This is a genomic window from Paenibacillus sp. NPDC101420 (genome assembly GCF_050277435.1).
Classification (GTDB): Bacteria; Bacillota; Bacilli; order Paenibacillales; family Paenibacillaceae; genus Paenibacillus_AQ.
The window spans coordinates 1054797-1068921 of record NZ_JBNNSE010000002.1 but is presented as its reverse complement, the minus strand read 5'-3'; the positions used below and the strand labels follow the sequence as shown (position 1 = coordinate 1068921).

Here is a 14125-nt window from a genome sequence, read left to right as displayed (position 1 = left end):
TAAAGTGTCATCTCAGATGACCTTAGCCATTTCCTCATGTATTTTCAAAATTCATATTTCGCAAATCGTTCTTTGAGAGTTTCTTCGTGCGGGATCCACTCCCAATCGCTCCATAATGACATTCTTACGAGTTCTGACAGCATATCTACGGCTTGTGCCGGACTCGTAATGCTAATGAAGTCGTCAAAATCCTCATTGCAGATATCCAACGCTTTCTGCAAATAGTCATCGTTAAGACGCTCTTCTTTAAGTTGTTCATATTCATCCCTCGTCCACTGTTCACAAAAGATTCTTTCGGCCTCAATATCTCCATTCTCGAACAACGACAACTCGAATATTTCCTCATTTATATATCCGGCGGTCATCACTGGCTCCTCGATAAGCCGAGACAGCGTTTTGCCGATCTCCTTCACCGTACCCCATACAAAATAATCATGGAGCACGCTGATCCAGTACTCGTTGCTTTTGCTTACGTACATGACAACATTGAACTTTTGAGCCTCAGTATTTGGCTTGCCTAATACTGTGGCATGCCCTTCGCTTAGCTCTCTTAATGCTTCGACAGTCTTATCAAGGTTGTTCGACTTGATATGCAAATTTGCGAATGATCTTCCCACGAGATGGCCTCCTCTAATCGCTTTCTTATTCAGACTGATTCTTATTTATATCCTATAGATTGTATCTAAGTATGTCTCTTATTTCCATTATAGTGATCATTTGTCCTGAGTCTTCCTACTTTTCACCTGAATTTTGGAAATGACCTTTACTAGGGAGAGATACTGTATTGTTGCTTCAAGCTGAGTTAGATCTCGATAACACAGTCATGACTGTGATCTTGTGTTCTTTATAAAAATCCATTTTTGCATCCCTGAGGTTGATATGCCGTTACTCTATCCTAACTTGGACATATCGTATTATGAGACTTTTCCCAAATAAAAAGCATCTAAGGGGTTGGTTAAATGAATGGTGTTTCCATTATTACCTGTACAAATCGTCAAAATTATTTAAACAACCTACTCCAAAATTACAACAGACAACGATATGCCCAAAAAGAACTCATCATTATTATCAATAACAATGCAATTCCACTATCTACTTACCAACAGTTAGCAAATAATCACAAAAACATAAAGATATTTCGTAAGCCAGAACATCAAACTCTGGGTTCATGCTTAAACTATGCCGTAACGAAATGCAAATATCATACCATCGCCAAATTCGATGACGACGATTATTATGCCCCTCATTATTTGACAGAAAGTATTCAGACATTAAATAGAACAAATGCTGATATTCTTGGAAAACGAGCTCATTATATGTATTTAAGTGGTTCAAAGACTTTAATCCTTCGTTTCGCGCATGACGAACATCGAACAGTTACCCATCTCCCAGGCGCTACACTCGTCTTCAAACGTAAAGTATTCGATCATGTGAAATTCCCTAATAAAAACGTGGGTGAAGATGATCTTTTTTGCAGCAGAAGCAGAAAGAAAGGTTATAAGGTTTATTCTGCGAGTAAGAATAACTTCGTAGCCATCCGTAGAAAAAACTCTTCAAAGCACACATGGATCATCAGTGATAGCACTTTAATAGCAAACCATAAGATCATCCGTAATATTAAAAATTACAAAGCATTTGTTGGACGCAGTCCAAAGATCAAATTATGAAACGGGCTACAGATTCCACTATATCTGCTGTATCTATTCTGACCTGTACGAAACGAGCTGACTGTATAAATACACTGTTTGATAACTATCGACGACAAAATTTTAATCTTAAAGAACTTATCGTAATCATAAATAATGATAGTTTGAAGATAGATGACTATACAGCTGCTGCAAAAAAACATAAGAATGTGTGGGTTTTTAAAGTACCGGAACATCATTCTCTCGGTTATTGTTTGAATTTTGGTGTGCAATTAGCGAATTATAGTTATATTGCAAAATTTGATGATGACGATTATTACGCTTCCAACTATTTAACTGATAGCATGCAAATACTCCATAAGACTAAAGCAGATATCGTTGGAAAACGGGCTCACTATATGTATTTGAATGATAAGAAGTTACTTTTGCTTCGTTACCTCCGAATGGAGAATAAATATGTAACCAATGTTCAAGGTGCGACCCTACTCATTAAACGCAAGGTGTTCGATCAGATTTCTTTTCCAAATCGGAACAGAGGTGAATGCGTTAAATTTTGTGCTGATTGCGCAGCTCATGGCTTTAAGATTTACGCAGGTAATAAGTATAACTTCGCTGCAATTCGTAGAAAAAACTCCAAAGATCACACTTGGATCATCAGCGACAGAAATCTTTTATTAAAAAGTGTTAAAGTTATTAAAGTAAAAAACTTCAAAAAATACGTCACTCGAAACTGAATTAATGAAATACGAAATGCAGACTTTCGCGAGATAGAGTTATTTGCTGATGTTACCGGACACTGTTCAATAACGAGGGACTACCATTTGTGTGGTAATAACCCAATAAAAAGACTGGATAGCAGCATAACCATGTTGCTATCCAGTCTTTTTATAAGGGCTTCCAATCGTGAAATACCAAGAGTTAGTTTTATAAATTTTTAATACATAGAAGTCACGCTTCACTTTACTTACCTCGCTATTTTATTTATTTATTTTTATTGCAAATGCAACTATTATGAGATAAATTAATATATATTATTTATTGCATTTACAACAAAATACGCGCTAAGGAGTTATTTATGAAGGAAATCCTACGTGAAATTGGAATGATAGCTAGGGCATTAGATTCAATAAGCAATATAGAATTTGCAGAACATGATCTTACAAAAGGGCAATATTTGTACCTTGTTCGAATATGTGAAAACCCAGGAATAATTCAAGAAAAGTTAGCTGAAATGATAAAAGTAGATCGAACAACAGCTTCACGTGCAATTAAGAAATTAGAAATCAATGGATTTATAGAAAAGAAAGAAGACAATCAAAATAAAAAAATTAAAAAACTATTTCCTACAGAGAAAGGGGTTACTTTGTACCCTTACATAAAAAGGGAAAACGATTACTCCAATAAGGTCGCATTATCTGGATTCTCTGAGAGTGAAGTAGAAACTATGTTTACCTTGCTGCAGAGAGTCAGAAAAAATGTAGAAAAAGACTGGGAGTTAGTCAAAAAAGGAAACAAAAGAGATTATTGACTTAGTAAACGGAGGACAAATAAAAATGACCATAAAAATAAAAAAGTGTACGTTTGAAGATTTAGGGTTACTCCAAGAAATCAGTGTTGAAACATTTAACGATACATTTCAGAATCAAAACTCACCTGCAATTATGAATGCTTACTTAGATCGTGCTTTTAATTTGAAACAATTAGGAAAAGAATTATTGAATAATTGTTCGGAATTCTATTTTATTTTTTTGAATAAGGAAGTTGCAGGATATTTAAAGCTAAACTTTAATGATGCCCAATCAGAAAAAATGGGTAATGATTCGCTTGAAATCGAGAGGATTTATATTAGGGGGAAATTTCATAAACGGGGACTAGGTAAATACCTGATGAATAAGGCTTTAGACATAGCAAAAGATCAGAATAAAGAGAAGATTTGGTTAGGCGTTTGGGAAAAAAATGAGAATGCAATTAAATTCTATGAAAAAATGAATTTCGTTCAAACAGGGACTCACTCTTTCTATATGGGTAATGAAGAACAAATTGATTTTATAATGACTAAAACACTCATTTAATATTCTCATATTTCGTGAACCAGAACATCATCAGAAAAAAAATCGGCACCAAGTATATAGCTATATGCTAACTAGGTGCCGGCTGATAAACGCCTATAATAGATTTAAATTAATAGCACCATGCTTACGAATGCGGACAGGATAAATCTGCTCAACACCAAATGAGTGCATATATGCTTTATAGGAATCCGTATATTCTTTTGGCAATAAAGCCATTATAACTCCGGCAAAACCGCCTCCATGTACCCTGCAGGCTCCTGCCCCCTTCTCCTTGATAAACAGCTCAGTTAATGCCAAATATAGTGTCACACCCTGTTCAGTAGGAGTAGAGTTAGAATAGCAATTTTGCAGCCATTTCCAGGATGAGTTTCCAGATTCATTTACGAGTCTTATGAAGCTGTTTGCATTATCGCCTGTCAAAGCTTCTACTTGTTGATCAACTCGAATGTTTTCCTCATAGAAATGCAGTGCTCTCAATACAGCTCTATCCCCAACACTCTCTCTAAGTTTGTCCAGGTTGTCCAATATATCTTGCTTTTCTAAATCACGAAGCACATTTTTCCCAAGTTCTCGGGCAACAGCCTTCATTTCTGTTGGAATTGAGGAGTATTCTTCACTTAAATCTGCATGGTTTGCACCTGTGGGGACAATAAATAACTCATAACCTTTGTCAATAGATGAAAAATTTAATGTAGTGATCAGTGGAGCCTCGATGTTTTTAAAATCAATCGAAATTAGTCCCCCATATCCACAAGCAATTTGGTCGAGCAAACCCGATTGTTTGTTCCACTCTGAATTCTCTGCATATTGGCCTATCTTGGCACAGGTAACGACATCCATCTCGTTATTGTTGTAGAAGAAATTAATAATAGAACATATCAACATCTCAAAAGAAGCTGATGAGCTTACACCTGCTGCACTTATAACATCACTTGTGATACAAACATCAAAACCGCCTAATTTATAACCGTACCGTTCAAAACCGTCCAAAATCCCTTTAACTAAGGTATATGTTCCTGAAAGGTTAAGGCTATTCCCACTCGAATTCAAATCAATAATGAAGTCTTCGTTATAGGTAATGCTTTTTATACGAATAATATTTTGATCATTTTTCGCAGCCGCTCCAATACAATCCATGTTTATACTGGCAGCAATTACTTTACCCAGATTATGATCTGTATGATTGCCACTAATTTCACTGCGCCCTGGTGAGCTAAAGAGAAACACTTCGCCCTCTGCAAATTTTTTTACATATTCCTGAACCAAGGTTTTATATCTTTGCTTTTGATCGTTTATGATAGATGGAACATCACCATACAGACTTTCTAGTGTTCTTTGAAATTCTTTTGATTCGATCAGTTGAATTGTTTCTGTAATTGATGGCATCCTTTGAATTCCTCCATATGTATAATTGCTCAAGAAAAATATAGCACTTATTAATTATTTCATACTAGTGAAAAATGTAACTTTTATATGGATGATTATGACTTATAATTCCTCAAATATATATATTTAGTGTATATGTTGCGTGCCAAGAGCTTTCACCGTAACGCGCGGTCGTTGCGCTGTGATAACTAAATAAAAAGACTGAATGCCATAGCAAGATAGCTATATGCATCCAGTCTTTCTTTTTAAAAGGTATAATCGTAAAATTTCTCTGCATTACTTACGCTAGACCATATATCTGCGCTTTCCCCACCTATATACCAATAAGCGATTCCGGCTAGATTGTTCTTAACGCTTAAATCGTATTTCGCTATTAAAGAACGGCCATCCTCAATCCAGATCGTGTGCTTTATGGACTGCTTCGAATAGTTGGCAACATATTGTCCTAAAGTCTCATTCCATACAGGTTTCATTCCATAGCTACTAATAATCTGATTTTGCTCCGGAAGCGAGATATACTTTGAAGATGAAACCGTACCATTCTGATTCAATGTCCAGTCCCGATTATATAAAGGCAGTGCCAATATAACCTTATGGCTGGGTACGTCCTTTAGTACAGTATCCACTGCATGTTGATCAAAAGGAATAGAAGCATTGGACCCTGGAAGCTTACTCCCGTCATAATGTTCGTCATAACCCATCATCACCATATAGTTCACTTGCTTACCTAGTGCAGCGTAGTCAAAAGCATCTGTCCAATCTGTTCCAAGATCAGGAGAGACGTCTATTGATAGCTTCGCGTTAAGAGCATGCATTTTCTCAGCTAATAATGTAATGAACGAGGTCAAATACTCACGATCGTCAGGCGCTACATTTTCAAAATCAATGTTTAGTCCATCTAATCTATATTTGCTCACTAAAGCTACTAATTGATTTACTGCAGTATTCCTTGTGGTTATACTCGACAACATTTGATGGGTCGCTTCTTGATCCGATCGATTGCCTACCATCGCCCATATTTTCTTATTATTCTTCTTTGCCCATGTGATCAGCGAAGTATCCGTTGAATCCGTTACTGCACCTGTTTTTCCTACATAATACCACCGTGGTGATAAGGTGTTAACGTTGGATTTCAGAACCGTATTCTCATATTGTGCCGTCGTCTGCCCATATTGCCAGCCTATAACGATTCGATCCTCCGGCTCATCATCGAGTTCTGCTGCCCAACTCTCATTTTGCAGCACTCGGTCAATGAGGACGGCCGTTTCCTGTCTAGTTATAGGATCAGAGGGGCGGAAATTCTTGCGATTATCCCCCTTCATTAAACCTAGATCATTTACAGTTGCAACAGCTGATCTTGCCCAGCTAGCAATTTTATTTCGATCATTGAACGAAGTTAGAGCATGAGTATGGTTTGTTTGTTTTAAAGCTTTGGCCATCCATACAGCCGCTTCCTGCCTGGTAACTGCTTTTGCTGGCGTGAAAGTAGTTGCCGATGTGCCGTTAGCCAGCTCAAGCTGAACAGCTGCCTGTATCCAGCCGTAATACCAAGCTTTTTTAGCTACATCTGTATAAGGAGATACTGGACTGACTGCCGGATCAAGCTTTAGCAGACGGTCAAGAACCGTAATGAATTCCGCTCTAGTAATCGATTTAGTAGGTGAGAAGCTTGTCGCCGTTGTGCCGGTTAATATGTTGCGGTGATACAAATCTATAATTTCATTTTTAGCATAACTAGTATCTATATCCTTAAAAGGCGCCTCATCATCAGCCGATATATGTTGAATAAATACTCCAGCTACAAGCACTACTACAAGTATCGTAATTACAAATCTACCAAATCTATTGTTCACGAGATGATCCTCCTCGGATATAATCTTCGAATTATACCAAGGATAGAAGCTATAAACACTGCTAAAATATTGGTAGAGCGCAAAAAAAATAGGGCATCCCACTAGCCGTTACGACTTTTAGGATCCCCCTATGATTTAAAGAGCCCGAAATAAAAGCTCCCCTTTGGATTGAATATATCGATACATCGCACCACAAACCACTATTATTAGTAATCCAATCCCTAACAATACGAGATTGCCATTCAGATCAGATAGCAGCAGACTCATACCAAAAGGAATCAGTAAACTTATAAACCCTATCAACATCGCCACTAAGACGGATGCGCTTTGTTTGACTACCGATACTTCATTTGTCCACTCCAGTTTAGGTAACTTCAAATTAACGAGTACACCAGTCATTGCAGTAAGACAAGCATATAAGACGGGAATAACCAATAATAGCAAACTTTCCATCCATCCGGTGTCTAGAGATATCATGAGGAGCACACTACTGACAACTACAATCGGCACGGTAATCGTAAGATTCACTGCGATTTTACTTAGCAATATCGTTATTGTCGGCACAGGTGCGCTTTTTAAAATCCAAATATTATTACCTTCGAGCGAAATAGAACTGGATGTCGTACAGCTTAAAGTTACAAAAACGGAAACAAACAGGGGAGCCAGTCGATTCAGATAATTTGAAAGCTCTGGTATCTCAACGAGTTGACCTAGTTGGTCTGCACTAACGAACAGTAAGGCGATCGCTAACACAAGTAACATTACCATGCCTATACTCGTGTTAAGTACATAGATAGAAGAACTAAAATAGCGACGCAGCTCTTTTTTATACAATGTATAAAGCGGTGAGGATACTGCAAGTGATTTCATTTGATATTTATTTTTTGAAAAAGAAGTCGTAAGACCTGTGTGGATCGCTTTATATTTGCTACCAAGCACGATGGTAAACAGCATAAAAGAAATCAGCGAAAACCCAATAAACAATACTAAGGAATCAAACTGAAACGAGCAAACCGCATTTACATACATAAGCGTCAAAGGATACAAGTTGTATATTTGATCAGCAATTTGAGCGCTCATATCCGCAAGTAATTGTGGATTGTTACCATTTATTTGACCTGAACCAACAATTATAGCAATAATTACAACAAAAGTTAGGATGAGCGTTATTATACGACTTCCTTTAAATCTTGAGGAAACCCAGCTGATCAGAGCACCTATAATCGTTGCAGCTATGATCGGCACTAATGGAATAAATAACAGTGTCATCAAAAAATACAAATAATATAGTACGCCGGGATTCACCTTTATAGCATAAACAATGCCTGCAGGTACCATCACCATCAAAGAGAAGAATAGGTTTAACACATAAAGCTGAGCCACCCGACTTGCTACAATATGACTCGTTTTGATTGGCAGCGACATTACGAGATCGTAGTCTTTGGAGCCAAATAATACACCACTAGCCTTATAGATCGTTGTAAAAAATCCGATTAAGCAAGTAACCGCCATCATTATCGCAAGGAGCAGCTCTGGCCGGCCAATCTGTTCAAGGGTCTCTGCTATCATATAGCTATAACCAAATGAAACCACAGCCATCATAACAATTCCAATTAGGATCCCGATGGTCAGCCACAGCATTTTTTGTCTTTCTTTCACATCACGTGTGTGCAAAGCTTTATTTAACCCAAAGGAAGAGATCAGCTGAATCTTCGTCAATCTCCAGATATTAATCATGCTTAATCAACTCCAAAAATACATCTTCAAGGCTGCTGTCACCCTTCACCTCTTCTGTTTTCCCATGCGTAATCAATTCTCCCGCTTTGATAATGGCAATCTTATTACAGAGCTTCTCCGCTACATCCAGTACATGCGTTGAAAAAAAGATCGCACTGCCCTGACTGCAAATCTCCGTCATGATTTTTTTAAGCGTGTGTGCCGCTTTTGGATCAAGTCCCACAAAGGGCTCATCCAGAACTAACAGCTTCGGTTTATGTATCAGTGCTGAGATGATCGCTAGCTTCTGCTTCATACCATGAGAATACGAGGAGATTAAATCCCCCAAATGAGATGTAATTTCAAATTCATCACCATATTTCTTAATCAACAACTCCCGATCTGCTTTCGATACACTAAAAAGATCACCAATAAAATTCAAGTATTGAATGCCGGTCAGATGATCGTATAGATCTGGATTATCCGGAATATACGCAGTGATCGCTTTGCAGGCTAAAGGATCTTTTTTGATGGAATGCCCACCTATTTCGATATCCCCCTCTTCAAAATCAAGAACACCTACTACTGCCCGAATCGTCGTTGTTTTCCCCGCGCCGTTATGACCGATAAAGCCATAAATATCACCTTTCTCGACCACTAAGTTCAAGTCATTCACTGCCTTTTTACCGCCCTTATAGCTCTTGGTAAAATGCTTTATTGTCAACATCTTGGCACTCCCTCTCCGTTCGTATTCGTATTAGTAACATTCATCATGCAATCAATGCCTACCGTTTCATACGATGTTAGGATAGTTTTATTATAGTACGTTTATCCTGTCCATTTAGTTCATTCCTTCATATAAATAAATTTTTCTTTATAAAAACGAAAAAAGAGAGGGGTTTTCCCCTCTCTTTTATAATCCTGTTTATACGTATTTATGGATCGTTGCGAGCAGTTGATCAGCTACATAGTCAACTCCGTAAGCAAGTTGATTGTGATCAAAGCGTATTTTCACAAAGCTCTCATCTGTATCAAGCGCATCGGCGAACAAACCAGCTAAACCACGTGCCTTGCGATCAATTTGTAGGAGCAACTCAATGCCATCCTCATTTGGAAAGAAAACGATTTCTAATTCGTCTAGTTGATTCCGGAACTGAGAGGGGGGAACGAATTCAAATTCTTGAACAAAATCTAACCCATTGATCCTGCCGTAACGCGGTGCATATTCACAAGTCACTTCACGAATAAGGAACCCGAGCTGATTCATCGCATCCAAAATAATAGCACAATATGGATGAGGGCCTACTTGAAGATAATCCTGATCCTTCGGATCAATTGCCTCTTTAATATCAAGTCCGGTTTGAATCCAAACCGGCGATCTCCCTAACGTCACTGGCGTTATCGCCGGAAGCTGGAATGAGACGGGAAATTCATAAACCTGCTCCGCCACTACTTTAAATTTACTTGCTAACAGGAATTTGGATACCGTCGCTTCCACTTCCATCTTCTTATCGTTCAGCTCTTTCAAGTAACGCGTCTTAACGAATGCGTAGACGTCATCGACCTCCTGATCCACTCGGCCACCTTGAATTCGAACGGAACCACTGATCGTATCACCTGCGTTCACGAAATCTTGATGGAGCATGAGATCTACTTTAGCCGCTCCAATTCCGGCACTCGCGAGCATTCGTTTAAACATTGACATTGTAATGAATTCCCTCCCTAATATTTGCATATTTAAGGATACGAAGGGAACCATCTGAGGTTTCATTTACGGGACAGTAAATGCCATGCTACTGACAAAAAAGAAGCATCCTCACCCAAAATAGGGTCGAATACTTCTTTATATTCACAAAGTCTATGCTGAGGCGAACTGACTGTTATATAATCTGGCGTAATATCCACCGCTGGCTAGGAGTTGATCATGCGTACCACTCTCCACAATGTCTCCATCCTTCATGAAAAGAATGAGATCCGACTCCCGAATCGTTGACAATCGGTGGGCAATCACAAAGCTGGTCCGACCAGCGATCATAGTCAGAAAAGCTTTTTGAATCCGTACCTCAGTTAATGTATCAATACTGCTTGTAGCCTCGTCTAAGATGAGCATAGGCGGATCTACAAGCATTACTCGTGCAATGGTAAGCAGCTGCTTCTGTCCTTGGGAGAGATTATCCCCTGAGCCACTGATCTTCGTATCATACCCTTCAGGCAGACGTTTAATGAAGCTATGAGCATTAGCAGCTTTAGCAGCAGCGATGACTTCCTCCTCTGTAGCCCCAGGTTTTCCGTAAGCAATATTATCTCTGATCGTGCCCCCAAAGAGCCAAGTATCCTGCAGCACCATCCCAAAATTACGTCGCAGACTGTCACGCGTAATGGTCTTAATATCCACACCATCAATCTTGATGGACCCACGGTCCACATCGTAGAAACGCATGAGCAGGTTTACCAGCGTCGTCTTCCCTGCTCCAGTCTGACCTACAATCGCAACTCGGGTACCGGGCTTCACTTCTAGACTGAAATCGTTAATCAAGGGACGTTCTGGATTATAAGCAAAGGATACTTTTTCGAAGGTAATGGTTCCTTGACTTGTACTCATGATTTTGGCGCCCTTAGAATCAGCGGGTTCTGGTGTTAGATCGAGAATGGCGAAGATCCGCTGCGCAGAGGCAGTTGCCGATTGAAGCTGTGTAATCACACCTGTTATTTCATTAAACGGCTTAGCGAACAAGTTGGAGAAGATCAAGAAACTGGACAGATCCCCTACCGTGAAATGACCCCGAATTACCATAACACTACCGATCATAGCTATAACTGAGAACGTAACGTTATTTACTAGCCGCGTTGTCGGATTGGATAAGGAGCCATAAAATTGTGACTTCACACCGGTCTGATATAATGTCTCGTTTTGTTCTTCAAACTGAGACATTGCACGTTCTTCATAATGATAAGCGGTGACTACTTTTTGCCCGCCGATCATTTCCTCCACATAGCCATTGAGACCACCTAGAATCTTCGCCTGCTCTTTAAACATCTTTTGAGAGCGCATCGTAATAAATCTGGCCACAAAAAAGGTGGCGGGTGCTGACAGAAGAACTACTAAGGTCATCAGAGGACTGATGTACAACATAAGCACAATTGCCCCAACAATGGTGATGATCCCTGTAAGCAGTGTGGAGAAACCTTGCAGCAGTCCATCAGAGACGGCATCCATATCGTTAACAAACCGGCTGATACTGTCTCCTTGCGGGTGATTGTCGTGAAATTTTAAAGGCAAAACATTTAATTTATCAAAAAGCTCCCGCCGTAAGTCATATACAGTCTGGTAGGCGATTCGATTCGTCAGATAGGTAAGGAGCCATCCGAAAAAGCTGCCGACAATATATACCGCTGCCAGAATCAAAAGCAGTCTAAGTACGGCGTGAAAATCCACCTCTCCCGGTCCGATCATAAAATCAATGGCTTTACCGATAAGTAGTGGTCCGATTAGACTGGCGATCACACTGAGTAACGCGCATATAACTGCCCCAATAGCAATTTTTCTATAATGTCCTGTATATACAATTAGTCTTTTCCAAATGTTGTTTTTGTTCATTGGCCCGACTCCTCACTCGATAGCTGGGACAAGCAGATTTCTTTGTACACTTCACAACCACGCATCAGCTCCTCATGGGTTCCGACACCGGCGATCCGCCCTTCCTCAAATACCATAATTTTATCCGCTTGCCTTACAGTGCTCACCCTCTGCGAGACAACGAGTACGGTCATTTGCTGGCTGCTCTCTTTGAGCGCTTTACGTAGAGCCGCATCAGTAGCGAAATCCAGCGCACTGGAGGAGTCATCCAGAATTAGAATCGACGGCTTACCTACCACTGCACGAGCTATGGTCAAGCGCTGCTTTTGCCCCCCGGATAAATTAAGTCCGCCACGTGATACCTGCGTATTCAATCCTTCTGGCAATTTACGAATAAACTCTTCCGCCTGAGCAACAGAGGCTGCTTGCATGATTTCTTCCTCGGTTGCGTCTTCCTTACCCCAACGAATATTCTCAGCGATTGTTCCTGTAAACAACACTGCTTTTTGCGGCACAATCCCTATTTTCTCTCGAAGCTGATGCAGCTTATAATCTCTGACATTCACTCCATCCACTTTAACTTCACCTTGCACTGCATCATAAAAACGTGGAATTAAGTTCACGAAAGTAGATTTACCAGAACCCGTACTGCCAATCAGCCCCACAGTTTCTCCGCGGTTAATAACTACCGAAATATCCTCTAATGCCAATTCTCCTGTTGTATTATAACCAAACGATACATGATCGAATGATATGGCAGGAGCGGTATGATCAGGTTCAGTCATCACAACATTCCCGTCCTCAGACACGGATGCTTTGACACTCAGCACTTCATTCACACGATTGGCAGAAGATGAGGCTTTTGTAAAAATAATGACCAAGTTGGAGACCACTATAAGTGCCAGCAAGATTTGAGTGACGTAATTGATAAAGGCAATGATCTCACCTTGAGACAATCGCCCCCCATCAATGTGAATTCCACCTACCCATAAAATAGCTATGATCGCCGCATTTACTACAAGTGTCGTCATAGGTCCAAGTAAAGCGGAAATCCGCGAGACCCGGATCGCTGTATTGGTTAAATCCTCAGATGAGGCATCAAAACGTTCTTTTTCTGTACGTCTCTTCGCAAAAGCACGAATGACTCGTATCCCCGACAAATTCTCACTAAGAACGAGCGCAAGGGCATCCAGCTTCTGCTGGTATTTTCGATACAAAGGTGCACTTCGAGTGATAATAAAATATAATATAATGCCAAAAATCGGCGTTGCCGCTATTAAAATCAGCGATAATCTAAAATCCAAAATCATGGACATTATGATAGCCCCGATGCAGATAAACGGCGCACGAATAACCAGGCGAATCAGCATAGCCACTGCAATCTGCAACTGGTTTACGTCATTGGTAATCCGGTTAATCAGCGTAGGCGTACCGAACGTATCCAGCTCAGCGTACGATAAGGATGTAATATGATTGAACATTTTATTACGAAGCGTCGTGCCGAATCCCTGAGATGCTCGTGCCGCATAGTATTGACATACCATAGAGCAACCGAAGCCAAGTAGAGACATCAGCACCATCAAGCCACCCATACGGTATACATAAGCACTGTCATGATTTCCTACCCCATTATTGATGATTAATGCGACAATGGTTGGCAGAATCAGCTCCAGAATCGCTTCCATCAGCTTAAAGATTGGACCGATGATGGCTTCTTTTTTGTACGGTTTTAAATAAACTGCAATTTTGAACAACGTCATCCACACCCAACATAAGAAGTATTTAAGCATTTGAAATATGTATAATAACAGTTATGATTATGGCATATCTACTCACATATTAATAATATTTGATTCGTATCGCTCCCATACGATA

Annotated in this window: 12 protein-coding genes; 4 read left to right on the top strand and 8 right to left on the bottom strand. The window is 39.8% G+C overall.

What is annotated here, in order from left to right:
• Positions 1 to 44: 44 nt before the first annotated feature.
• Positions 45 to 617, bottom strand: a complete 573-nt coding sequence (locus tag ACQKMP_RS13690) for a hypothetical protein (protein ID WP_427469556.1) — start codon at positions 615 to 617, stop codon at positions 45 to 47.
• 342 nt (positions 618 to 959) lie between these two features.
• Between ACQKMP_RS13690 and ACQKMP_RS13685 the strand changes: the two genes are divergently transcribed.
• From ACQKMP_RS13685 to ACQKMP_RS13670, 4 genes are all read left to right on the top strand, one after another.
• Entirely contained in the window at positions 960 to 1667 is a 708-nt protein-coding gene (locus tag ACQKMP_RS13685) for a glycosyltransferase (protein ID WP_427469555.1), read from the top strand.
• A complete protein-coding gene (locus ACQKMP_RS13680; protein WP_427469554.1) occupies positions 1664 to 2380 on the top strand; it encodes a glycosyltransferase in 717 nt (238 codons plus the stop codon). Before ACQKMP_RS13685 ends, ACQKMP_RS13680 begins: the two co-directional genes overlap by 4 nt.
• A 341-nt stretch (positions 2381 to 2721) precedes the next feature.
• Positions 2722 to 3174, top strand: coding sequence for a MarR family transcriptional regulator (locus ACQKMP_RS13675; protein WP_339242038.1), 453 nt, complete (start codon positions 2722 to 2724; stop codon positions 3172 to 3174).
• A 25-nt stretch (positions 3175 to 3199) separates the two neighbouring features.
• Positions 3200 to 3718, top strand: a complete 519-nt coding sequence (locus tag ACQKMP_RS13670) for a GNAT family N-acetyltransferase (protein WP_339796631.1) — start codon at positions 3200 to 3202, stop codon at positions 3716 to 3718.
• A 93-nt stretch (positions 3719 to 3811) separates the two neighbouring features.
• Here the strand turns inward: ACQKMP_RS13670 and ACQKMP_RS13665 are convergent, their stop codons facing one another.
• From ACQKMP_RS13665 to ACQKMP_RS13635, 7 genes are all read right to left on the bottom strand, one after another.
• Positions 3812 to 5104, bottom strand: coding sequence for a galactokinase (locus ACQKMP_RS13665; RefSeq protein ID WP_427469553.1), 1293 nt, complete (start codon positions 5102 to 5104; stop codon positions 3812 to 3814).
• A gap of 245 nt (positions 5105 to 5349) precedes the next feature.
• Complete coding sequence (locus tag ACQKMP_RS13660; RefSeq protein WP_339265509.1) at positions 5350 to 6957, bottom strand: S-layer homology domain-containing protein; 1608 nt, start codon at positions 6955 to 6957, stop codon at positions 5350 to 5352.
• 135 nt (positions 6958 to 7092) lie between these two features.
• Positions 7093 to 8694, bottom strand: a complete 1602-nt coding sequence (locus ACQKMP_RS13655; RefSeq protein WP_427469552.1) for a hypothetical protein — start codon at positions 8692 to 8694, stop codon at positions 7093 to 7095.
• Positions 8687 to 9400 (bottom strand): ABC transporter ATP-binding protein, encoded by a 714-nt coding sequence (locus ACQKMP_RS13650; RefSeq protein WP_042189353.1) that lies wholly within the window; start codon positions 9398 to 9400, stop codon positions 8687 to 8689. The genes ACQKMP_RS13655 and ACQKMP_RS13650 overlap by 8 nt, the downstream gene beginning before the upstream one ends.
• A gap of 198 nt (positions 9401 to 9598) precedes the next feature.
• Positions 9599 to 10378, bottom strand: coding sequence for a sporulation protein (locus ACQKMP_RS13645; RefSeq protein WP_339265515.1), 780 nt, complete (start codon positions 10376 to 10378; stop codon positions 9599 to 9601).
• A gap of 153 nt (positions 10379 to 10531) precedes the next feature.
• The gene (locus ACQKMP_RS13640) at positions 10532 to 12271 is read right to left on the bottom strand and encodes an ABC transporter ATP-binding protein (protein ID WP_427469551.1); all 1740 of its coding nucleotides are present in this window, start codon (positions 12269 to 12271) and stop codon (positions 10532 to 10534) included.
• Entirely contained in the window at positions 12268 to 14004 is a 1737-nt protein-coding gene (locus tag ACQKMP_RS13635; RefSeq protein WP_427469550.1) for an ABC transporter ATP-binding protein, read from the bottom strand. Before ACQKMP_RS13635 ends, ACQKMP_RS13640 begins: the two co-directional genes overlap by 4 nt.
• Positions 14005 to 14125: the final 121 nt, after the last annotated feature.